Consider the following 22,695-nt stretch of genomic DNA (forward strand, 5'->3'; position numbering starts at 1 on the left):
CTCGCCACTAAACCCAACCCTGACTGAGGGTTCAGCCCTTCAGTTCCTTCAAATGCTTGTAGACCGTCGCCCGCCCCATGCCCAGCACATTGGCCACATAGTTCGAGGCGCTCTTGCCCTTGAATGCGCCTTCGGCGTGCAGGGCCAGCACCAGTTCGCGTTTGTGGTCGCGCGTCAGCAGGTTCAGGCTCAACTGGCGTTCACGCATCCAGGCATGCAGGAAGGTGTTGATGCGCTCCTGCCAGTCATCGCGAAACAGCGCGTCCGGTTGCGGGATCAGCTTGCTCGGCGATAGGAACAGGTCCAGCGCCGCTTTGGCGTTTTCGAACAGTGAAATATTCAGGTTGATGCACAGCACCGCCAGGGGCCGACCTTTGGTGTCGCGTAGCACGGTGCTCAGGCTGCGAATTTTCTGACCATCCCAGTTGAGCTTTTCGTAGGGGCCGATATTCACCTCGCTCACGTCATCGCTGAGCATGTCTTCCAGCGCCGAGTCGTCGCCAATGGCACGTTTCGACAGGTTATTGGCGATGTAGTCGACTTTTTGCGTGCGCAGGTCATGCAGCACCGCTTCGGCGTGGGGGAAAAACAACGTGGCGATTGCATCGGCAATCGCACGAAAGTTCTGTAAGGCTTTATCGGGTTCGGCAGTGGTCATCAATGGGGCTCCAGGCGGGCGGGGGAGAGCATACCAGCGTCCAGGCCGAACCGGGTCAGCGCCTCTGGCAACGGCACGCCGCGCACCAGGGCCGCACTGGCCTGGCCCATGGCCGGCGAGGTCTGGATGCCATAACCGCCTTGCGCCGCCACCCAGAACAGCCCCGGTACCTGCGGGTCGAAGCCCGAGAGCAAATCGCCGTCATGCACAAAGCTGCGCAGGCCGGCCCAGGTGCGCGTGGGGCGGCGGATGGTCAGGGTGGTGGCCTCTTCGATCTGGTAGATGCCCATGGCGATGTCCAGCTCTTCGGGCTGGATATCCTGGGGTTCGACCGGGTCGGCGTTGGCCGGTGAGCCGAGGAACATGCCGGCATCGGGTTTCATGTAAAAGGCTTCGTCGAGGGCTACCAGCATCGGCCAGGCGTGGCTGTCCAGGCCTTCAGGGCCGGCGAAGATAAAGGCCGAGCGGCGCTTGGGTTGCAGGCCAATGGCCGCAGCGCCGGCCAGCCCGCCGATATGGTCGGCCCAGGCGCCGGCGGCGTTGATGAGGATCGGGCTGGTGAGGGTTTCGTGTTGGGTTTGCACATGCCACACGCCGTCCGCATCCCGGCTCAGGCTTAGCACGTGGCTGTCGGTGCGCACTTCGCCGCCGTTGCGGCGGATACCGCGCAAGTAGCCCTGGTGCAGGGCATCGGTGTCGATGTCGCTGGCGGTGGGGTCATAGATCGCGCCGTGGACTTTTTCGCGGCGCAAGATCGGCAGTTTCGCACATGCCTCGTCCGCACTCAGTTGTTCCACTTGCGCCACGGTGGCCTTGGCGCTGAGGTATTGCGCGGTCAATTCGGCCGGGTCGCCGACGAAGTCCACGGTCATTTCACCGCGTGGCGTGAGCAGCGGGTGTTCGCAGAAACCGGCGGGCGGATGGTCGAAAAACTCACGACTGGCCAGGGTCAGCGCGCGTACCTGAGGCGTGCCATACGCAGCGGTATAGAGCGCCGCCGAGCGACCGGTGGAGTGATACGCCGGGTGGGTTTCACGCTCCAATACCAGCACCTTGCCGTGGGGCGACAACCAGAAACCCGTGGACGCGCCGGCAATGCCGCCGCCGATGATGATGAAATCTGCGTGGCTCATAGCTGTCTCCAGAGTGCGTTGGCCAGTGCGATGTCTTCCAGGCCCAGGCCGATGGAGCGGAAAAACACATGGCGGTTGTAGGAAGGGCGCTGCAGCTTTTCACTGAGCAGTTCGGGCAGGTCGCCCACGACGGCGCTCGGGTTCCAGCCGTGTTGTTCGGCGGCGATCAGCATTTCACCGGCCGAACCTGGGGTGGTCTGGCGATAATCGCAGAACACGTCCATGTCATTCAGGCTCTGGGGGGGTACTTCGTGGGCGCGTGGGGCGTTGGTGCTGATGGAGGTGATCAGCGCCGGCTTGCTCAAGCGCGCCGGGTCGATCACCGGGCCGGCCGATGAGGTGCACAGCAGGATCACGTCGGCGTCCTCCACGGCGCCAGCGCATGTCGACGCGATGCTCACGCGTGAGTCCAGGCGTTGCAACTCGCAGGTTTTACCGACCAGGCTTGGCGAAAAGAAGCTGATGCTTTGCCAGTCCCGCAGATTTTTCACGTAATGCAGATGCGCCTGCGCCACCTTGCCGCTGCCGATAATCGCCAGCCGCCGCGCCGCCTGTGGCGCCAACGCATCCACCGCCAAGGCCGTGGTCGCGGCCGTGCGTGCGGTGGTCAGTTCGGCGGCATCGCACAACAACAGTGGCTCACCGGTTTGCATCGACATCAATAGCGTCCAGGCGGTGACCAACGGGCCTTGCTCACGCACGATGTAGGGCGAGGTCTTCATGCCATACACGCCGTCCTCGGCCAGCACCCCCAAGTAGTTGATGAAATCGCCAGCACCCTGCGGGAACGCCACCAGCTGTTGCGGCGGCTGCACCGCATGCCCGGCGGCCAGGTCGCGAAACAGCTTGCGCAGGACCTGCACCACATCGACTTGGGCGAGCATTTGGCGAGCCTGGGCGTGGTTGATCACTTGAGGTGTGCTGGGCATGGAAATCTCCGCGACTGAACTATTTTGTCCATTATGGACTTTTAGTCCTGCCGATCAAGCGATAAACCTCAACCCGCGAAGCGAAACCCATCCGACAGCTTCTCTTTCAAATAGCTGACCAACGCATTCACCGACTTCGGCACATGGGGCGAGTACGGCCGAATCAGGTAGATCTCATTGGCAAACGCGCCCTTGAGCGTCCAGTCCTTCAGCACCTGCACCAGCTTGCCACTGGCCAGCGCGGCATGGGCGCTGAAGTCGGGGAGGAGGGCGATGCCCAGGTGATTAAGCGCCGAATCGCGCAACGCCTCGCTGTTATTGGTGGCGAAGCTGCCGGCGATGGGCACGGTCAGGCGTTCGATGCTTTTACTGCCGCGCTCGAAGGTCCAGGCGGGCTGGTCGGTGCCCCGTGGGTAGAACAGGCAGTTGTGCGTGGACAGATCGCCGGGTTCGTGGGGTTCGCCGTGGCGCTGCAGGTAATCCTGGGTGGCGACCAGTACCGAGCCGGTGTCGCAGAGTTTCCAGGCGACGTGGGTTTCCGGCACCTGGAAGCCGTGGCGCACGGCCAGGTCGTAACCCTCGGCGGCCAGGGAGCTCAGCGCATCGGACACATCCAGCTGGATACGTACCTGCGGGTACCGCTGCAAAAATTCCGACAGATGCGGCACCAACTGCTGTCGGGCAAATGCCACGGGAGCGGTAAGGCGCACCAGCCCGCGAATCTCCCCGACAGAGTCGCGCACTGATGAGAAGCTGCGGGCGATCTGCGCGTAGGCGCTGCGCACTTCGCGTGTCAGTGACAGCCCCGCATCGGTCAGCCGCACACTGCGCGTGGTACGTGTGACCAATTGCGTGCCGGTGGCCTTCTCCAGGTCGCAGATGCGCTGGCTCACTGCCGATTTGCTCACCCCCAAGCGCGCAGCCGCCGCGGTGTAGGTGCCTTGTTCTTCCAGCACTGAGAGCCAGTGGATATGGGTCCACAGCCCTTCGATCTCGGATTTTTCCATAGGTGTATTGTTCGTGTGTGTGGACAATAAGTTCAGGATTCTGCTCTGGTTTGGAACAAAGCGAAAGCCTATCGTGTGTTGCAACGCTACCCACCTGGATCGACTGCCATGACAACTACAATCGAGCACTACATCAACGACCAGCGCGTAAGCCGCGATGATCGCTATCAGGACGTCTACAACCCGGCCACCGGCGAAAAAACCGGGCGTGTTGCGCTGGCCAGCCGCCAGACCGTGTCCGAAGCCGTTGCCGCTGCCCAAGCCGCCTTCGACGGCTGGGCCGACACCCCGCCGATCCGCCGCGCCCGCGTGCTGTTCCAGTACCTGCACCTGCTGCGTGAGCGCAAGGACGACCTGGCACGCATCATCGTCGCTGAGCACGGCAAGGTCTTCACCGACGCGCAGGGCGAAGTGGACCGTGGTATCGATATTCTTGAGTTCGCGTGCGGCATCCCCAACCTGCTCAAGGGCGAACACTCCGACCAGGTCTCCCGAGGCATGGACAACTGGACCCTGCGCCAACCGTTGGGCGTCGTGGCCGGCGTCACCCCGTTCAACTTCCCGGTGATGGTGCCGATGTGGATGTACCCGATCGCCATCGCGGCGGGTAACACCTTCATCCTTAAGCCAAGCCCTACCGACCCAAGCGCCTCGCTGTTCATGGCCGAGTTGCTGCGTGAAGCCGGCCTGCCCAAAGGCGTGTTCAACGTGGTGCAGGGCGACAAGGAGTCAGTGGACGCGCTGATCGAACACCCGGACGTCAAGGCTGTGAGCTTCGTCGGCTCCACGCCGATTGCCCAATACATCTACGAAACCGGTGCGCGCCACGGCAAGCGTGTGCAGGGCCTGGGCGGCGCGAAAAACCACATGGTGGTGATGCCTGACGCTGACATCGAGAAAACCGTCGACGCGCTGATGGGGGCTGCCTACGGCAGTGCTGGCGAGCGCTGCATGGCGATCTCGGTTGCTGTGCTGGTTGGCGATGCGGGTGACAAAGTCATCGCAGCCTTGACCGAACGTGCCAAGCAACTGCGCATCACCGACGGCCGTGACCTCAAGGCCGAGATGGGCCCGATTGTGTCCCGCGCCGCGCTGGAGCGCATCAGCGGCTACATCGAACAAGGCGTACAGTCCGGCGCGCAACTGCTGCTGGACGGGCGTGACTATGTGCCCACCGAAGCGGGTCTGGAAAATGGCTTCTGGCTCGGCGCGACGCTGTTCGACCATGTGACCCAAGACATGAGCATCTACCGCGAAGAAATCTTCGGCCCGGTCCTGGCCTGTGTGCGGGTGAACGACTTTGGCGAGGCGATCAAGCTGGTCAACGACCACGAGTTCGGCAACGGCGTCAGCTGCTTCACCCGCGACGGCAACATCGCCCGCGAATTTGCACGGCGCATCCAAGTGGGCATGGTCGGCATCAACGTACCGATCCCGGTGCCGATGGCGTGGCACGGGTTTGGTGGCTGGAAAAAGAGCCTGTTTGGCGACATGCATGCGTATGGCACTGAGGGTGTGCGCTTTTACACCAAGCAGAAGTCGATCATGCAGCGCTGGTCGGAGAGCATCGAGCAGGGCGCTGAGTTTGCGATGCCGGTGTCCAAGTAACGGATAAACGAACACAGCAGAACCTATGTGGGACGGGGCTTGCCCCCTCCCACATTTTTTTTGTCCGCATAAGGGTTGACGGTTAGGTGAATGACGAATACTGTATATAAACACAGTGTTTAAGCGCTGACCAACCCAGGATGGCCACATCAGCCACGCCCAACACTGTGTGCAAGTTAACGGATTAACTTAATGCACAGGCTCGTCAAACCGAGCCGTTTTTATCGAGAGAGGGAACTCATGTCTTATCCAGAAAGCAAACTCGCCGGCCTGACCGGTTTCGCCCTTGCGGCAAAAGTCACCGGCGGCTGGTCTGGCCAAGTGGTCAGTATCACCACGCTGGATCAACTCAAGGCCAACATTGGCGACACCACTCCACGGGTGTTGGTGATCAACAGCAATATCTCGGCGTCGAGCTTGACCAAAGTCAACATGGGTGCCAACAAGACCCTGATTGGTTCATTCCAGAACCGTACTTTGGAGAATATTCACCTGCGTGCAACCGCGCAGTCGCAGAACATTATTCTGCAGAATATTATCTTCAAACATTCGGCGAGCATTAAGGCCAATGACGATATTCAGGTGTACTTGAACTATGGCAGCAAGTATTGGATCGATCATTGCTCTTTTGTTGGGCACGCCTGGTCCACCACTGACGGCAGTGAAGACAAGCTGCTGTATATCGGTGAAAAAGCCGATTATGCCACCATCAGCAACTGCTTCTTTGGCAGCCACAAGTACGGGCTGATTTTCGGGCATCCGGCGGATGATAATAAGGCAGAGTTCAACGGTTATCCGCGCCTGACGTTGTGCCATAACCGCTTCGACAACATGGAAGTACGCGCGCCCGGCTTGATGCGTTACGGTTATTTCCATGTGTATAACAACTACGTCAATAACTTCCATCTCGGTTTTACCCTCGCACAGAACGCCAATATCCTCTCTGAAAGCAACTATTTTGGCGAAGGCAGCCAAAATAAAGGCATGTTGGATGACAAAGGTACCGGGACGTTCACTGATACAAACAGTGTGCCGCCGATCACCAACCAGAAGTCACCCAAAGCACAATGGACGGCAACTTCCAACTACGCCTATACCTTGAAGACGGCGGCGCAAGCCAAGGACTTCACACAGAAGAATGCCGGCGCCCAGGCTGGGACGCTGGTATTCGGTAGTTGAGTAGCTAGCTTTCTACTGAGCTGTCATTTATTGCAAGTGCCACTGTATTTATATCAAGGATATAAATACAGTGATGGCCTTTGTAATATGAATAATTCTTAATGTTGCTATAAGCAAGTGCCCATGTTAAACCTTGGTGTGCACTTGCGGGGTCAACTATCCCTTGCTCTTTCAGTCAGTATTAAGTTGCTGGCTGCCAGGTGCTATTTAATCTTCGCTTGTCACTTAAGCGTTAGCAAAAGGACATCATCATGAAACATGCGAATCACACACCCACTCGCTGGACACGGGCCGATGCGCTGAAAGTTAATGAGAATGACCCGACGACGACACAGCCGTTAGTGAGTCCTGACTTTCCTGTCATGAGTGACACGGTCTTTATTTGGGACACCATGCCATTGCGTGAACTGGATGGCACGGTGGTATCGGTGAATGGCTGGTCGGTGATCTTCACCTTGACCGCCGACCGTCGCCCCCATGATCCACAATTTATCAATGCCGATGGCCGTTACGACATCAAGCGCGATTGGGAAGACCGCCATGGTCATGCGCGTATCTGCTACTGGTATTCGCGCACCGGCAAAGACTGGATCTTCGGCGGCCGTGTCATGGCCGAAGGGGTTTCGCCGACCACCCGTGAATGGGCGGGCACGCCGATTCTGTTGAATAACAACGGTGACATCGACCTGTACTACACCTGCGTCACGCCGGGTGCCACGATTGCCAAAGTCAGGGGCCAGGTTGTCACGTCGGACACCGGTGTCACGCTCCAGGGCTTTGATCAGGTCAAGTCTTTGTTCGATGCCGACGGCACCTACTACCAAACCGAAGCGCAGAATGCGACCTGGAACTTTCGCGATCCCAGCCCCTTTATCGATCCCGTCGATGGCAAGTTGTACATGGTGTTCGAAGGCAATGTGGCCGGGGAGCGCGGGACTCACGACGTGGGCCCGAATGAAATAGGTCTGGTGCCGCCAGGGCATGAAGATGTGGGGGGTGCGCGTTATCAGGTGGGGTGCATCGGCATTGCCGTGGCCAAGGACCTCAACGGTGACGAGTGGGAAATCCTGCCGCCCTTGGTCACGGCCGTTGGCGTGAACGACCAGACCGAACGGCCGCACTATGTGTTCCAGGACAACAAGTACTACCTGTTTACCATCAGCCACAAGTTCACCTATGCGGATGGCGTGACGGGGCCGGATGGCGTCTATGGGTTCGTCAGTGATCATCTGTTCGGCCCCTATACGCTGATGAATGCGTCGGGGCTGGTACTTGGCAACCCGCCTTCGCAGCCGTTCCAGACGTACTCTCACTGCGTGATGCCCAACGGCCTGGTGACGTCGTTTATCGACAGCGTGCCCACCACCGGCGATGACTATCGCATCGGCGGCACCGAGGCACCGACGGTCAGGATCGTGTTGAAGGGTGATCGTTCGTTTGTGCAGGAGGCTTATGACTACGGCTACATTCCGGCGATGCGGGATGTGGTGTTGAGCCAGTGACCGCAGTGCAAAAGCCAGCCTGATTTATCAGGTGTAAACCAATCCAATGTGGGAGGGGGGCAAGCCCCTCCCACTGGCTGGTGTTCAGCGCCGCCCCGCTCGCGTACTCACGTCCACCCACACCGCCAGCACCAGAATGCTGCCCTTGACGATCATCTGCCAGTAACTGTCCACATCCAGCATCGACATGCCGTTATCCAGGCTGGTAATCACCAACGCCCCGAGCAATGCGCCATACACCGTGCCCGAACCACCGCGCATCGACGTGCCACCAATAAAGCACGCAGCGATGGCATCCAGTTCGCCCATATTGCCCGCCGACGGTGAGCCCGCAGCGAGGCGCGCGGTGTTGACCAGGCCGGCCAGTGCGCACATCACGCCCATGATGCCGAAGATCCACAATTTCACCGCCTGCACATTGATGCCCGACAGGCGCGTGGCTTCCATGTTGCTGCCCACCGCGTAGACGCGACGGCCGAACACGGTCTGGCTGGTGACGTAGCTGAACACACCGAGCAGCACCAGCAACAGCAGCACCGGCACGGGAATGCCGTCGTAGCTGTTGAGGGTGGTGACGAACCCGGCGAGTACCGCGCCGATCACCCCGACGCGTAACACATCACGCATCAGGGAATGCGCGGCCAGCCCGTGCAGCGCACGGTTGCGCCGTTGTTTCCAGGTCAAAAACAGCGTCAGCGCAAACAGCAGAACCCCAAGGCCAATGCCCACTGTGTGCGGCAAATACCCCTGGCCCACGTACACCAACGATGGCGACACCGGCGCAATGGTGGTGCCGCCGGTGATGCCCAGCAGAATCCCGCGAAACGCCAGCATGCCGCCCAACCCGACGATAAACGAGGGAATGCGCAGATAAGCTGTCATGTAGCCGTTGGCCAACCCGATCATCAGCCCGCACAGCGCCACCAGGCTGAGATTGGCCAGCAGTGGGATGTGATAGACCACATCCAGGATCGCCGCCAACCCGCCCAGCAACCCCAGCAACGAGCCCACCGACAAATCGATCTCGCCGCTGATAATCACCAGCACCATGCCGCAGGCCAGAATCCCGGTGATCGCCATCTGGCGCAGCAGGTTCGACAGGTTGCGCGGGGTAAGAAAACCGCCCTCGGTCTGCCAGCTGAAAAACAGCCAGATCACCGCCACGGCGATCACCAGGGCGAGCATTTTGTAGCGGGTAAACAGCTGTTTGAGCTGATTCATCTACGCGGTCTTCCGATCATTATTGTTGTTGTGGCTGAGCGCGGCGGCGAGCACCTGTTCCTGGGTGAGCCCTTCGTTGATGAAATCGCCACGCAGTTGGCCGTCGCCGATCACCAGCACGCGGTTGGACACGCCGAGCACTTCGGCCAGTTCCGAAGACACCATGATGATCGCCACACCTTCGGCCGCCAGCGCGCCCATCAGTTTGTAGATCTCGTACTTGGCGCCCACGTCCACCCCGCGCGTGGGCTCGTCGAGGATCAGCACCTTGGGCTTGGCCATGAGCATTTTCGCCAGCACGGCCTTTTGTTGATTGCCCCCGGACAGGCTGGTGATCGGCAAGAACGGGCTGGAGGTCTTGAGGTGCATGCGTGCGATCTGCTGGTCGATGCTGCCCAGCTCGGCTTCGGCGTCGATGCGGGTCATGTGCGCATAAGTGTCGAGGATCGCCAGGGTGATGTTCTGGCCTACTCCCAGGTCGGGAATGATGCCTTGGCGCTTGCGGTCCTCGGGCACCATGCACAGCCCGGCGCGGATCGATTTGAGCGGCGTGCGCGTGTCGATCAGTTGGCCGTCCAGCCACACCTCGGCGCTGTAGCGGCCGGGGTAGGCGCCGAACAATGCCGACACCAACTCTGTACGCCCGGCGCCCACCAGCCCGGCGATGCCGAGGATTTCACCACGCTTGAGCACGAAGGAAATATCGTCGACGCGCTTGCGCTTGGGGTTGTCGACGTCATAGCAGGTGACGTTGCGAGCCTCGAAGATCACCTCGCCGATGTCATGGGGCTCGGTGGGGTAGAGGTTGCTCATTTCTCGGCCGACCATTTGCGTGATGATGCGCGGGATGTCCATGTCGGCCATGGCTGTGGTCGCGATGTGCTTGCCGTCGCGGATCACCGCAATGGTGTCGCACACCGCCGCCACTTCATCGAGCTTGTGGGAGATGTACACGCAGGCCACACCCTTGGCCTTGAGCCCCTGGATGATGTCGAGCAGCACCTCGATTTCCGAGCGGGTCAGGGCCGAGGAGGGCTCGTCGAGAATCAGCAGGCGCGCTTTTTTATTGAGCGCCTTGGCGATTTCCACCAGTTGCTGGTAGCCGCCGCCGTATTGCGACACCGGCAGCGCGACGTTCATGTCCGGCACCTTGAGTTCACGCATCAACGCTTCGGCGCGGTGGAGCATCGCCGGGTAGTTCATGCGTCCGCCGGGCAGGGTCAGCTCGTGGCCCATGAAGATATTCTCGGCCACCGACAGGTCGGGCACCAGGGTCAGTTCCTGGTGAATGATCACGATGCCGGCGGCCTCGGTTTCGCTGATGGACTGGGCCTTGAGCGGTTGCCCGTCCCAGAGGATTTCGCCCTCCCAGGTGCCATAGGGGTAGACCGCTGACAGCACCTTCATCAAGGTCGATTTACCGGCGCCGTTCTCACCGCACAGGCCGACACATTCCCCCGGCCGCACGGTGATGTCGATGCCGTTCAGCGCGTTGACACCGCCAAAGGTTTTGACGATGCCCTTCATTTGCAGCAGGTAGTCGCCCATGACGGTCACTGCCCGGCAATCTGCTCTTTGGTATAGAACCCGTCCTTCTCCAACAGATCGATATTGGCCTTGGTCAACGGGGTCGGGGTGAGCAGGATGGTGTCGACTTTCTTGCTGCCATTGTCGTACTGCGAGCTGTAGGTGGGCTTCTCGCTGCGTGCCAGTTGCACCGAGAGCTTGGCGGCTTCGGTGGCGATCAGCTTGAGCGGCTTGTACACGGTCATGGTCTGGGTGCCGTCGATCACCCGCTTGATGGCGGCGAGGTCGGCATCCTGCCCGGAGATCGGCACCTTGCCCGCCAGTTTCTGCGCGGCCAGGGCCTGGATCGCGCCACCGGCAGTGGCGTCGTTGGAGGCGACGATGGCGTCGATCTGGTTGTTGTTCCGCGTCAGGGCGTTTTCGACGATGCTCAGGGCTTCGGTGGGGTTCCATTCCTTGACCCACTGCTGGCCGACCACCTTGATATCGCCCTTGTCGATGGCCGGTTGCAGCACCTTCATCTGGCCTTCGCGCAGTACCTTGGCGTTGTTGTCGGTGGGGGCGCCGCCGAGCAGGAAATAGTTGCCCTTGGGCGCGGCTTGCAGCACACCGCTGGCCTGCATTTCGCCGACTTTTTCGTTATCGAAGGAGATGTAGGCGTCGATGTCCGCGTTGAGAATCAGGCGGTCATAGGACACCACCTTGATCCCGGCTTTCTTGGCTTCGGCTACCGCGTTGGTCAGCACGGTGGCGTTGAACGGCACGATGACGATCACATCGACGCCACGGGAGATCAAGTTTTCAATCTGCGAAATCTGCTTTTGCTCGTTGGCATCGGCCGATTGCACGAAGACTTTGGCGTCGAGCTTTTGCGCGGCGGCGACAAAGTAGTCTCGGTCGCGGGACCAGCGTTCAAGGCGCAGGTCGTCGATGGAAAAACCGATTTTCGGGTGGGCGGGGTCGGCCATGACCGGCAGGGCGAGCAAGGCCAGGGCCGTGGCGAGCAGGGTGCGTTTGAATGACTTCATGTTGGTGCGTCCTTTTATTGTTGTTGGAAGACTCTAGCCGAACACTGTTGTTGCTGTTGTTGCTGTTGTTGCTGTTGTTGCTGTTGTTGCTGTTGTTGCTGTTGTTGCTGTTGTTGCTGTTGTGGTGAGCGGGCTTGCCCCGCGCTGGGCTGCGAAGCGGCCCTGAAGTCAGGCACCGCGGTGAGTCAGGTAAAATTGTGTCGTCTGGTTTGGGGCCGCTTCGCGCCCCAGCGCGGGGCAAGCCCGCTCACCACAACCACAACCCCAACTGCAGCCACAACCGAAAGTGCACAACATCGGTCAGGTGTAGATAAACCGGTTTACAACGCCTTCAAGCATCTCCTGCCGCCCACTCACCGCCTGCGGGTTCAGCTCCTGGGTAAACGCGTGCTCGGCCAGCGACGCCAGGCTGAACTCACCGGCCAGCACCGCCTGGCCCAGCGGCTGTTGCCAGCCGGCATAACGCTGGTCCTTGAACTGCTGCAACCGGTCGTTCTGCACCATCGCCGCCGCACGCTCCAGCGCCAGCGCCAGTACATCCATCGCCGCCACATGCCCATGGAACAAGTCCACGTCATCCAGGCTCTGGCGCCGTACCTTGGAATCAAAGTTATAGCCGCCGTTCTTGAACCCGCCAGCCTTGAGAATTTCATAGGTGGCCAGGGTCATCTCCTCGACGCTGTTGGGGAACTGGTCGGTGTCCCAGCCGTTTTGCGGGTCGCCACGGTTGGCGTCGATGCTGCCGAAGATGCCGAGGGACACGGCGGTGGCAATCTCGTGATGGAAGCTGTGCCCGGCCAGCGTCGCGTGGTTGGCCTCGATATTCACCTTGATCTCTTGTTCCAGGCCGTACTCGTGCAGGAAGCCGAACACCGTGGCGCTGTCGTAATCGTATTGGTGCTTGGTTGGCTCCTGGGGCTTGGGCTCGATCAGCAGGTCGCCCGTAAAGCCGATCTTGTGCTTGTGCTCCACCACCATGCGCATAAAGCGCCCGAGCTGTTCGCGTTCGCGCTTGAGGTCGGTGTTGAGCAGGGTTTCATAGCCTTCACGACCGCCCCACAGCACATAATTGGAACCCTTGAGTCGCAGGGTGGCGTTCATTGCACTGAACACCTGGGCGGCGGCGTAGGCGAACACTTCCGGGTCCGGGTTGCTCGCGGCACCGGCGGCAAAGCGCGGGTTGCTGAAGCAATTGGCGGTGCCCCATAACAGCTTGATGCCGGTCTGTTCCTGGTGGCGCTCCAGGTGATCGACCATTTGCGCGAAGTGCGCGCGGTATTCCTTGAGCGAACTGCCCTCGGGGGCCACATCGGTGTCGTGAAAGCTGTAGTAGTCGATGCCCAGCTTGGCGAAAAACTCAAAGGCGGCATCCGCCTTGCCGATGGCCAGTTCCATCGGATCGCCGCTGCGCTGCCACGGCCGCTTGAAGGTGCCCACGCCGAACATATCCGCACCCGGCCATACGAAGGTATGCCAATAACAGGCCGCCATGCGCAGGTGCTCGCGCATCGGTTTGCCGAGGATGATTTTATTGGCGTCGTAATGGCGAAAGGCGAGGGGGGAGTCGCTGCTGGGGCCTTCGAAGCGAACCTTCTCGACACCGGGGAAGTACGGCATGGCGTTTTCCTTATTGTTCTTGGCGGTGTCTCGATACTAGCAACGGCATCGGGCCTGCTGATTATGAAAATCACCAAGGCGTAGTGCGATTTTGTGCAGCGAGGGCTAGTCTGTCGCGACCGGCCTCAGGATAAAAACAATGAAAACCCTACCGCCCGTGCACCGCATTGCCCTGCTATTCAACGGCAGCAAAATCTACGACCGTGGCATCATCAGCGGCATCGGCAATTACCTGAGCAGCACCCGAGCTTCGTGGGACTTGTTTCTGGAAGAGGATTTTCTGTGCCGCCTCAAAGGCATCGAGCGTTGGCACGGTGACGGCATCATTGCCGACTTCGACGACCCGCTGATCGGCGAGGCGTTGGCTGGCAGCAAGCTGCCGGTGGTGGCAGTGGGCGGTTCCTATGAGGATGGGCGCGCCTATCCGAAGGGCATTCCCTATGTGGCCACTGACAATTATGGGTTGATGAAGCTGGCCTACGAGCACCTGATCGAGGCCGGGTTGGCGCGTTTTGCCTGTTTCAGCCTGCCCGAAGCCCAGGCCAACCGCTGGGCCCAGGAGCGCGAAAAAGCTTTTCGCCGCTTGATGCAGCGCGATGGTTTGCACGTGGAGGTGTACCGTGGCCTGGGCACCAGCGCGCCGCTGTGGGACAGCGCGGTGGAGCAGCAGATCGCCTGGTTGCACAGCCTGCCCAAACCCATCGGCATCATCGCCGTCACCGATGCCCGCGCCCGGCAGTTGCTGCAAGCGTGCCTCACCGCCGGTATTGCCGTGCCGGAGCAAGTGGCGTTGATTGGCATCGACAACGACCCTCTGACCCGCACCCTCACACGCGTCCCCTTGAGCTCGGTGATCCAGGGCACCGAAACCATGGGCCGTACGGCCGCCGCGCTGTTGCACCAGATGCTGCACGGCAAGCCCTGCGCCGGGGTGCAAATCCTGGTGCCGCCGGAGGCCATTAACGTCCAGGCCTCCAGCCTGCATCAGCCCTTGGGCAACCCGTATGTGATGCAGGCGCTACTGTTTATCCGCCAATACGCCTGCCAGGGCATCAAGACCGCCCAGGTCGCGGCTTACGTCGGCGTATCGCGGTCATCGTTGGAGTCGCATTTTCGCAAGGCCCGCGGGTGCAGCGTGCACGATGAGATTTTGCGGTTCAAACTTGCCGCGGCGGCCAAGGGGCTGGAGCACGGCGATTCGGCGATTGCCGAGATTGCGCAACAGTGCGGCTTCAAATCGGCGCAGTACCTGCACACCGTGTTCCGCCGCGAGTTTGGCTGTACACCGCGCGAGTATCAGCAGGGCACTTAGCGCATTCCCCGCTGGACTTGCACCGCACAGACTAGGGAGAATGGTTTTTTGTGGCGAAAATGGAAGCTCACATGACCGACAGTGCCCAGCGTGCCGCCAGCGACATCGACCTGATGACTGAAGTGGCCATGCTTTATTACCTCGACAACATCACCCAGGAAGCCATCGCCAAGCGCTTCGACCTGTCCCGGGTCAAGGTCAGCCGGCTGCTCAAGCGCGCCCGTGATGAAGGGGTGGTGGAGGTGCGGGTACTGCAGCATCCGGCCTTGAACACCGAGCTGGAGCAGGCGTTGGTCGAGCGTTTCCAGCTCGATCGTGCGTTGATTGCGGTAGACCACAGCGACCCCGACACCCAACGCTCGGCGGTCGCGAGCCTGGTGGCCAACTACCTGAACAAAACCCTCGGCGACGGCATGATCATCGCCGTAGGCATGGGCCGCAATGTGGGCGCGGTAGCCGAGAATGTGTTCCTGCCGGTGACGCGCAATTGTACCTTTGTGTGCGCCATCGGCGGCTCGCTCAAGGCCGGCGAATACATGAACCCCGACCATATCTGCCGGCGCCTGGCCCTGCGCTTTGGCGCCGAGAGCGAAACCCTCTACGCCCCGGCCCTGGTGGCCAACCCCGAACTGCGCAGTGTGCTGATCAACAACGACACCGTGCGCTCGACCCTGGACCGCGCGCGCCGCGCCGATATCGCCTTGATCGGGATCGGTGACATGAGCGAGAACAGCAACATGGTGCGCATGGGGTGGTTCTCGCCCCAGGAAATTGCCCAGGCGCGGGTGTCCGGCACGGTGGGCGACATGATGGGCTACGACTTTATCGACATCCACGGTCAGCCGGCGGTCAACACCTTGCAAGGCCGGGTGATCGGCCTGACGGTGCAGGAGCTGGTGCGCATTCCGGACGTGGTGGCGATCGCCAGCGAAAACACCAAGGCCGCCGCCACCCTGGGCGCGTTGCGCTCCGGGGTGATCAACACGCTGGCGACGACCGTGTCGAATGCCTACACGATCCTCGCCCTGGATGACGCCACGCGTCGTTAAGTTTGCAACTGGGCCTCGACGGACTCGGCGAGGTTGGTGAGGATCAGGCAGCACGACACCGCACCGGCATCCAGGACCCCCAGGGAGCGCTCACCGAGGCGGCTGGCGCGACCGATTTTCGCCACCAGGTCGCGGGTGGAATCGCGGCCCTGGGACGCTGCGCTTTTCAGTCGGCCCAAGGCCTGGGCAAACGATGCTCCGCTGGCCTGGGCCTGCTCGAACGCCTCAACGGCCGGGATCAGCGTGTCCATCATGCACTTGTCGCCCACGCCCGCTTCGGTGATGTCTTGCAGTGAGGTCAGCCCACCGCGCAGCAGCCGGGCGAACGTCGCTGCATCGATGTCGTCGCGGCCGCGCACTTCGTCGGCCATGCCGATAAACAGGCTGCCGTACAGTGGGCCCATAGAGCCGCCGATGCCTTCCATCAGCGCCAGGGTCAGTTCGTCGAGGGCCTCGGCCAGGGACAGCTCGCGGCCTTGCAGGGTCTTGCCACAGCGGGAAAACCCCTTGGCCATGTTGATGCCGTGGTCGCCGTCGCCGATGGCGCCGTCCACCTCGCTGAGGTACTCGCGGTTGGCGACGATGATCGACACCAGTTGGGTGACGATGGCACTGCCGCTATTGCTGGGGAAATGTTCGCTCATGCGTCACTCCGACTGGGTCATGCCGATGGACCGGCAAGGTTGGTCGATCAAGGTGCTCAGCTCGGCATCCAGCCCGAGCACGGTGAGGGTCACGCCCATCATTTCCAGGGACGTGAAGTAATTGCCCACGTAGCAGCGGTGGATTTGCAGGCCCTTGGCGCGCAGTCGCTGCGCGACCTCGGCGTAAAAAATGTACAGCTCCATCACCGGTGTGGCGCCCAGGCCCGAGACCAGCACTGCCACGCTCTGGTCCTTGGTGAAATCACGGTCGGCCAGGATCGGCGCGAGCATGCGTTCGGCCATGGCGGCAGCGGATTCCACCGGCACCACTTCGATGCCCGGCTCGCCATGATGGCCGATGCCCAATTCCATCAGGCCGTCGGCGATCTGGAAGTTCGGCTTGCCCACTGCCGCGATGGTGCAGGGCGTCAGGCCCACGCCGATGGAGCGGCATTGGTCCACGGCCTTCTGTACCACGCGGATCACGCCGTCGAGGTCGTAACCCTGGGCGGCGGCCGCACCCCCGATCTTCCACATGAAGATCTCCCCGGCCACGCCGCGCCGCTTGGCGATATCGGCCAGTGGCGCGGAGGCAACGTCATCGTTGGCCACCACGGTGCGGATGCTCATGTCTTTGCTGGCGGCCATTTTCATTGCCAGCTTCACGTTCATATTGTCGCCGGCGTAGTTGCCGTACAGGCACGCTACGCCCGCGCCCTGGTCGGCGGCGCGGAACGCATCGAAGAAGCTCTTGGCGGTGGGCGAGGAGAAAACCTCACCGACGGCCACGGCGTCCACCAGGCCTGGACCGACGTAGCCAAGGAATGCCGGCTCATGCCCGGAGCCGCCGCCGGTGACGATGCCCACCTGGCCGGCCGGTGAGGGTTTGCCCTTGCGAATGACCCGTGGATTGCTCTCGTGCTGTACCAGTTCCGGGTGCGCCAGGAGGATGCCCGCGAGCATGTCCTCAACCACCAGGTCCGGATCGTTAATGACTCGATTCATGCCGTCTTCCTTTTGTTCTTATTAGAAGCCTGGTTACTGAATGCTGTAGCCGCCGTCGATCACCACGTTTTCGCCGGTGATCATCTTGGCCGCGTCGCTGACCAAGTAGAGCACCAGCCCGGCGATTTCCTCGGACTGGGCGAAACGCCCCACCGGAATCTGCAATTTGGCCCGCTCCCCCAGCTCGCCGGCCCAGGCTTTCTTGCCCAGGGCGGTTTCGACGATGGTCGGTGAAACGGCGTTGACGTTGATGCCGTGGGGTGCCCATTCCATCGCCAGCACCTTGGTCATGCCGACCACCGCAGCTTTGCTCGCGCAGTAGGCCACATGCCGGTCCAGCCCGATCACGGCGGCCTGGGAGGCGAGGTTGGCGATGCGCCCACCGCCTTGCTCGATCATGTAGCGGGCACAGGCCTGGGCCACGAAGAAACTGGCCTTGAGGTTGATATCCAGGGTGGTGTCCCAGGCGTCTTCACTCACCTGCAGCGCCTTGTCGAGCACGGCCACGCCCGCGCTGTTGACCAGGTAGTCGATGCGCCCGAGCCCGGCGTGGGCCTGGTCGACCGCCGCCTGCACCGAGTCGAGCCGGCGCAGGTCGGCGACCAGCCCGATGTTGCCGGCGCCAAGGCCGGCAGCCACGTCCACCACTGCAGGGTCGCGGTCCAGTAACGCCACTTTGGCGCCGCGTTCCACCAGCAGGCTGGCGCAGGCCAGGCCGATGCCGGCGGCGCCGCCGGTGATCACGGCGCAACGGCCGCTGAGGTCGAACGCCTGGTTCCAGAAATTGGACATTGCATGCACTCCACTTAGCGTTTTTTCTTGCGCCAGACATCGATCAACACCGCCAGCACGATGATCAACCCCTTGGCCACTTGTTGGTAATACGAAGACACCCCGAGCAGGTTCAAGCCGTTGTTGATCACACCGATCAGCAGGGCGCCGAATAGCGTGCCGACAATGCTGCCGGTGCCACCGGAGAGGCTGGTGCCGCCGATCACCACCGCGGCAATCGCGTCCAGTTCATAAGACACCCCCGCCTGGGGCAGGGCCGAGGTGGTGCGCGCAGCCAGCACCACGCCGGCCAGCCCCGCCAGCAGGCCGGAGATCACATACACCGAGAACGTCACCTTGCGTACGCCGATGCCGGAGGTGCGCGCGCTTTTTTCATTGCCGCCCACCGCGTACACATAGCGGCCATAGGTGGTGTAGCGCAGCACCATCCAGAAGATCAGCGCGACCACCGCAAAGATGATGATCGGGATGCCAATAGGCCCGAGCTTGCCGATGCCCATCGCCAGGAAGGTGTCGGGCAGGTCGGTGACCGGGCTGCCATCGTTGAGGATAAACGTCATGCCCCTGGCCACGCTGAGCATGCCGAGGGTGGCGACGAAGGGCGGGATCGACAGGTTGGCGACCATGAAGCCGTTGACCACGCCAAGCATCGCCCCGGCAAACATCCCGGCGCTGACCGCCGCCAGCAGGCCGTAGCCCTGGGTGGCGACCAGTGCGCTGCACAGCCCGGCAAACGCCAGGATCGAACCCACTGACAGGTCGATGCCCTTGGTCAGAATCACGTAGGTCATGCCTACGGCCAGGATCCCGTTGATGGAAGTCTGGCGCAGGATGTCCATCCAATTGCGCCAGGTCATGAAGTACTCGCTGGAAAACGCCATCACCACACACAGCAGCACAAACACCAGCGGCAGGCCGAAGCGGTCGAGGGACAGGCGCAGGCGGCTGCGCGACGGGGCGATGACGGGGGCGGCAATGACTTTGCTATTCATGAGGCAAGACTCAACAAGGCTTCCTGGGAAAGGGCGGTGTCGGTGCTGACGGTCACCAGCCGGCCGCCTTTGAACACCGCGATGCGGTCACTCAGGTGCAGCAGCTCCGGCGCTTCGGACGAGACCACGATGGCCGCGCCGCCAGCGCGCACAAACTCATCGAGCAGGTGGTAGATCTCTTGTTTGGCGCCCTCATCGATGCCACGCGTCGGCTCGTCGCAGAGCAGGCAGATCGGCTGGGTCGACAGGCATTTGGCAAGCACCACCTTTTGCTGGTTGCCGCCGCTCATGGATTCCACCGGCAAATCCAGGGACGAGACCTTGATCTGCAGGCGCTTGACCAGGCGTTGGGCCAGGGCGTTTTCCTTGCGGGTATTGATCACCGACCAGCTCGACAGCTGTTTGTACGCCGAGAGTGCGATGTTCGCCAGGATGCTCGCGCTAAGCACCAGGCCGCTGTCTTTACGGTCTTCGGTGACCAGCGACATACCGGCGCGAATCGTCGCGGCCGGGGTGCCGGTGGGCAGTGGCTGGCCGCGCAGCGTGGCGCTGCCGGCATCCGGCAACGTGAGGCCGTACAGGCAGTTGAGGAATTCGCTGCGCCCCGAGCCCATCAGCCCGTAGATGCCAAGGATCTCGCCCTGGCGCAGTTGCAGGCTGATGTCCTGGAACTCGCCATCGCGGCTTAGGCCGCTGACGTCCAGGCAGGTGTGGGCGGTGCATTCGCGGCCGACCTTGTGGTCGATGCGTTGCAGCTCCTGGCCAACGATGCCGCGCACCAGGTGCGCACGGTCGATATCAGCCATGCGTCCGCTTTCCACAAAGGCGCCGTCGCGAAAGATGCTGTAGTCATCGGCGATCTGCGCCAGTTCACTGAGGCGGTGCGACACATAGATGATCCCCGCGCCACGGGCGGTGAGGCGGCGGATGGCCTTGAACAGGGTTTCGGCTTCGCGTTCGCCGATGGCCGAGGTGGGCTCGTCCATGATCATCACTTGGCAGTCATGGCTGAACGCCTTGGCGATTTCCACCAACTGGATCTGCGCCACGCTCAGGCGGTGCATCGGGCTGGTGGCGTCGACCTCGAACTCCAGGCTCTGCAGCAGCTCGCGGGTGCGTTGGTTGAGTGCCTTGCTGTCGACGATACAACCGGCGCGCCGGGGTTCGCGGCCCAGCCAGATATTCTCGGCCACGGTCATGTAGGGGATAGGTTCCAGCTCCTGGGTGATCATCGCCACACCGGCCGCCAGGGCTTCACTGGGACGGTGGAACTGCACCGGCCGGCCGTTGAGCAGAATGCTGCCGCCGTCACGCTGGGTGATGCCCATCAAGATACTGAGGAAGGTCGATTTGCCGGCGCCGTTGCCGCCGCACAGGGCGTGCACGCTGCCAGCGCGCAGGGAGAGGCGCCCATCGCGCAGGGCCGGGACCCCCGCATAGGCCTTGGAAACATGTTCAGCCTGGAGCAGTAATGGCGTGGCCATCGGTGTGTCCTCTTGCTGATTTTCTTATTAGTGCCACCTGATCATATGATCGGATAGTGATCATATGTTTAAACCGCTGGGCGCCCACTTGTCAATGGTTCGGGGCATGACCCTGTGAAGGTTTTGCGGATTTTTGCTTGATTGTCGTTTAAATAGGTCTTGACAGCGGAGGGCCTATCGCCCGCTAATGATTGTGCATATTTTCACATGGTGATCATATGATCGGATTGGCGGCGACGGAGAGACAGTTATGGGTGCACACGCAATGTTTTCAGTGGCCATCGGTTGCGACGAGGCCGGCTTTGAACTCAAGGAATTGCTCAAGGCTTACATCGAAGCCCTGGGTTATCGCACGCAGGATTTTGGCTGCTATTCGTCCAGCCCGGTGTTGTATCCCGACATCGCGGTGGCCGTGGCGACGGCGGTGGGCGCGGGTGAGCAGCGTTTGGGCGTGTTGATTTGCGGCACGGGCATCGGCATGGCGATTTCAGCCAACAAGATCAAGGGCGTGCGGGCGGCCCAGGCTCACGATACCTATTCGGCAGAGCGGGCGCGCAAGAGCAACGATGCGCAGATCCTGTCCATCGGTGCGCGGGTGATCGGGCCGGAGGTGGCCAAGGGCATCGTCAAAGTGTTTCTGGAGTCGGAATTCGAAGCGGAGCGCTCCGGGGCAAAAGTCGAGCGCATTGCTGCGCTCGAACAGGCGAACAGGGCGTTGCCGCCCACCGACGCCTGAACCGGTTCAGAACACGGCTTTTACCTGTAGGCCCAGGACCAGTGCGTTATCGATGTCGTCCCCCGAAAACGCCCCCGGCTCGATGATGTATTGCACATCCGGGCGCAGGGTCAGCCAGGGCGTGGCCTGGTAGCCGTAACTGAGTTCGATCAGTTGTTCGGCGTTGTCGAGGTTCGGGTAGGTGGCGCCTGCATTGAACGCCGCCAGTTCCTGTACGTCACGGCTGCGCGGGTTCGGTACGGCGCGGCCATAGCCCAAGGCGAGGGTGTCGCGCGGTCGGCCTTCAAACGGTTTGTACAGCACCACGCCCGCGCCATACCACTTGCTGAACGGCGACGCGGCTTCACTGGCGGCGGAGTATTGGCCGAAGGCGTGCAACACGCGGCCGGCGGATGAGTCGGATGCCCACACCGCCTGGTCGATCAGCAGGTAGTGGCCGCCGCGACCGCTGACCTTCTCATCGCTGCCGATGCGTTTGACGTCGGAGCTGTCGTAGTAATAGCCCAGCTTGTACTCGCCCGGCAGGGTGCCTGCGTGTTTGTACACCAGTTCGATCGGCACCACGGTGCCGGTGGTGTGCTTGGGGCTCAGTTTCCAGGCGCGGCTGGAGTCGCCGTTGCTGTCGGGGTCGACATTGAACGCGGCCACCCGCAGTTGCCAGGCGGGCGAGAGGTCGTATTTGACCCGTGCGCCCAGTCGTGCGTTGGGGTAATTGGTCCAGCCGCTGCCGCCGGACATGTTCAGCGGGTGCCCGCAGAAACCCGCGTTCATGAAGTTGCACAAAATGCCGCTGTCGAGGCCGCCGAGGTCATTGCCCATGGCCATGTAGCCGAGCTTGACGTTGAGCGCCGGGGTGAACAGCGTGCGCTCGTAGCTCAGCTCGGTAAGGCGGGTGTAGAGCCCGCCGTAGTTTTCCTGGATCGGCAGGCGGTTGCCCACCAGGTCTTCGGACGCGCTGTTGCCGCGACGGTCATTGACGGTGACCTGGATGCGGTCGCCGTGGGTGAAGCCGTAGAGCTTGCCCAGGTTGAACTGCACACCCAGCTTGAGGTTTTGTGAGTAGCGTGCCGAACGGTGCTGGCCGCCCTGGGCGTTGTAGGCGGTTTCGCCGCTGTAGTCGCCGGTCAAGCGTACGCCGCTGTCTTCCAGCTCGCGGCGCAGGCCGCCCCAGTCGCCGGTCAGGGTGGTGTCATCGGCTTGAGCGGGCAGGGCGGCGCTCAAGGCCACGCCCAGCAACAGGCGCCCAAGGGAAAGATGAGAAGAGGGGGTCAT

At 61.6% G+C, this 22,695-nt stretch carries 21 protein-coding genes; 7 read left to right on the plus strand and 14 right to left on the minus strand.

Translation table 11 applies throughout. From position 1 onward, the window contains the following. Positions 1-31: 31 nt before the first annotated feature. The 4 genes from PspS35_RS11825 to PspS35_RS11840 form a co-directional block, all read right to left on the minus strand. Positions 32-658 (minus strand): PAS domain-containing protein, encoded by a 627-nt coding sequence (locus tag PspS35_RS11825; protein ID WP_159934621.1) that lies wholly within the window; start codon positions 656-658, stop codon positions 32-34. Beyond that, positions 658-1,791 carry an FAD-binding oxidoreductase gene (locus tag PspS35_RS11830; protein ID WP_159934623.1) on the minus strand — a complete coding sequence of 378 codons (1,134 nt, stop codon included), beginning with the start codon at positions 1,789-1,791 and terminating at the stop codon, positions 658-660. Before PspS35_RS11830 ends, PspS35_RS11825 begins: the two co-directional genes overlap by 1 nt. Continuing rightward, complete coding sequence (locus PspS35_RS11835) at positions 1,788-2,720, minus strand: ornithine cyclodeaminase family protein (RefSeq protein WP_159934625.1); 933 nt, start codon at positions 2,718-2,720, stop codon at positions 1,788-1,790. The genes PspS35_RS11830 and PspS35_RS11835 overlap by 4 nt, the downstream gene beginning before the upstream one ends. Before the next feature lie 68 nt (positions 2,721-2,788). Continuing rightward, positions 2,789-3,727 (minus strand): LysR family transcriptional regulator, encoded by a 939-nt coding sequence (locus PspS35_RS11840; protein ID WP_159934627.1) that lies wholly within the window; start codon positions 3,725-3,727, stop codon positions 2,789-2,791. A gap of 108 nt (positions 3,728-3,835) precedes the next feature. Between PspS35_RS11840 and PspS35_RS11845 the strand changes: the two genes are divergently transcribed. The 3 genes from PspS35_RS11845 (at position 3,836) to PspS35_RS11855 (ending at position 8,016) form a co-directional block, all read left to right on the plus strand. Continuing rightward, on the plus strand, positions 3,836-5,335 hold the full coding sequence (locus PspS35_RS11845; RefSeq protein WP_159934629.1) for a CoA-acylating methylmalonate-semialdehyde dehydrogenase: 1,500 nt from the start codon (positions 3,836-3,838) through the stop codon (positions 5,333-5,335). Between the two features lie 240 nt (positions 5,336-5,575). After that, positions 5,576-6,514 carry a pectate lyase gene (locus PspS35_RS11850; protein ID WP_159934631.1) on the plus strand — a complete coding sequence of 313 codons (939 nt, stop codon included), beginning with the start codon at positions 5,576-5,578 and terminating at the stop codon, positions 6,512-6,514. Between the two features lie 251 nt (positions 6,515-6,765). Further along, a complete protein-coding gene (locus PspS35_RS11855; protein WP_159934633.1) occupies positions 6,766-8,016 on the plus strand; it encodes a glycoside hydrolase family 68 protein in 1,251 nt (416 codons plus the stop codon). A gap of 84 nt (positions 8,017-8,100) precedes the next feature. Here the strand turns inward: PspS35_RS11855 and PspS35_RS11860 are convergent, their stop codons facing one another. The 3 genes from PspS35_RS11860 to xylF are packed head-to-tail and all read right to left on the minus strand — an operon-like array spanning position 8,101 to position 11,792. Then, positions 8,101-9,237, minus strand: coding sequence for a sugar ABC transporter permease (locus PspS35_RS11860; RefSeq protein WP_159934635.1), 1,137 nt, complete (start codon positions 9,235-9,237; stop codon positions 8,101-8,103). After that, positions 9,238-10,785, minus strand: coding sequence for a D-xylose ABC transporter ATP-binding protein (gene xylG, locus PspS35_RS11865; RefSeq protein ID WP_174244802.1), 1,548 nt, complete (start codon positions 10,783-10,785; stop codon positions 9,238-9,240). A gap of 5 nt (positions 10,786-10,790) precedes the next feature. Continuing rightward, on the minus strand, positions 10,791-11,792 hold the full coding sequence (gene xylF / locus PspS35_RS11870) for a D-xylose ABC transporter substrate-binding protein (RefSeq protein ID WP_159934639.1): 1,002 nt from the start codon (positions 11,790-11,792) through the stop codon (positions 10,791-10,793). On the opposite strand from xylF, the gene PspS35_RS30040 reads away from it, so the two are divergent. Next, positions 11,783-11,920 carry a hypothetical protein gene (locus PspS35_RS30040; protein WP_174244803.1) on the plus strand — a complete coding sequence of 46 codons (138 nt, stop codon included), beginning with the start codon at positions 11,783-11,785 and terminating at the stop codon, positions 11,918-11,920. The two genes, xylF and PspS35_RS30040, sit on opposite strands and share 10 nt — an antisense overlap. Positions 11,921-12,092: 172 nt before the next feature. Here PspS35_RS30040 and xylA read toward each other — a convergent pair whose 3' ends face one another. Next, on the minus strand, positions 12,093-13,409 hold the full coding sequence (gene xylA, locus PspS35_RS11875) for a xylose isomerase (protein WP_159934641.1): 1,317 nt from the start codon (positions 13,407-13,409) through the stop codon (positions 12,093-12,095). A 139-nt stretch (positions 13,410-13,548) separates the two neighbouring features. On the opposite strand from xylA, the gene PspS35_RS11880 reads away from it, so the two are divergent. Then, on the plus strand, positions 13,549-14,721 hold the full coding sequence (locus PspS35_RS11880; RefSeq protein WP_159934643.1) for a XylR family transcriptional regulator: 1,173 nt from the start codon (positions 13,549-13,551) through the stop codon (positions 14,719-14,721). A 71-nt stretch (positions 14,722-14,792) separates the two neighbouring features. Further along, positions 14,793-15,770, plus strand: a complete 978-nt coding sequence (locus tag PspS35_RS11885; protein WP_159934645.1) for a sugar-binding transcriptional regulator — start codon at positions 14,793-14,795, stop codon at positions 15,768-15,770. Here the strand turns inward: PspS35_RS11885 and dhaL are convergent. The 5 genes from dhaL to PspS35_RS11910 are packed head-to-tail and all read right to left on the minus strand — an operon-like array spanning position 15,767 to position 20,687. Beyond that, positions 15,767-16,414: a dihydroxyacetone kinase subunit DhaL gene (dhaL, locus tag PspS35_RS11890; RefSeq protein WP_159934647.1), complete on the minus strand. Its 648-nt coding sequence runs from the start codon at positions 16,412-16,414 to the stop codon at positions 15,767-15,769. The genes PspS35_RS11885 and dhaL overlap by 4 nt on opposite strands. A gap of 3 nt (positions 16,415-16,417) precedes the next feature. Then, positions 16,418-17,419, minus strand: a complete 1,002-nt coding sequence (locus tag PspS35_RS11895; RefSeq protein ID WP_159934649.1) for a dihydroxyacetone kinase subunit DhaK — start codon at positions 17,417-17,419, stop codon at positions 16,418-16,420. A 33-nt stretch (positions 17,420-17,452) separates the two neighbouring features. Next, on the minus strand, positions 17,453-18,211 hold the full coding sequence (locus PspS35_RS11900; RefSeq protein WP_159934651.1) for an SDR family oxidoreductase: 759 nt from the start codon (positions 18,209-18,211) through the stop codon (positions 17,453-17,455). A 14-nt stretch (positions 18,212-18,225) separates the two neighbouring features. Next, complete coding sequence (locus PspS35_RS11905; RefSeq protein ID WP_159934653.1) at positions 18,226-19,203, minus strand: ABC transporter permease; 978 nt, start codon at positions 19,201-19,203, stop codon at positions 18,226-18,228. Beyond that, a complete protein-coding gene (locus PspS35_RS11910) occupies positions 19,200-20,687 on the minus strand; it encodes a sugar ABC transporter ATP-binding protein (protein WP_159934655.1) in 1,488 nt (495 codons plus the stop codon). Before PspS35_RS11910 ends, PspS35_RS11905 begins: the two co-directional genes overlap by 4 nt. A gap of 250 nt (positions 20,688-20,937) precedes the next feature. Here PspS35_RS11910 and rpiB point away from each other — a divergent pair, with 250 nt between their 5' ends. Next, positions 20,938-21,423 (plus strand): ribose 5-phosphate isomerase B, encoded by a 486-nt coding sequence (gene rpiB, locus PspS35_RS11915; protein ID WP_202982128.1) that lies wholly within the window; start codon positions 20,938-20,940, stop codon positions 21,421-21,423. A 6-nt stretch (positions 21,424-21,429) separates the two neighbouring features. Here rpiB and PspS35_RS11920 read toward each other — a convergent pair whose 3' ends face one another. Next, entirely contained in the window at positions 21,430-22,695 is a 1,266-nt protein-coding gene (locus PspS35_RS11920) for a carbohydrate porin (protein ID WP_159934657.1), read from the minus strand.

It is taken from the genome of Pseudomonas sp. S35 (assembly GCF_009866765.1).
Taxonomy (GTDB): Bacteria; Pseudomonadota; Gammaproteobacteria; order Pseudomonadales; family Pseudomonadaceae; genus Aquipseudomonas.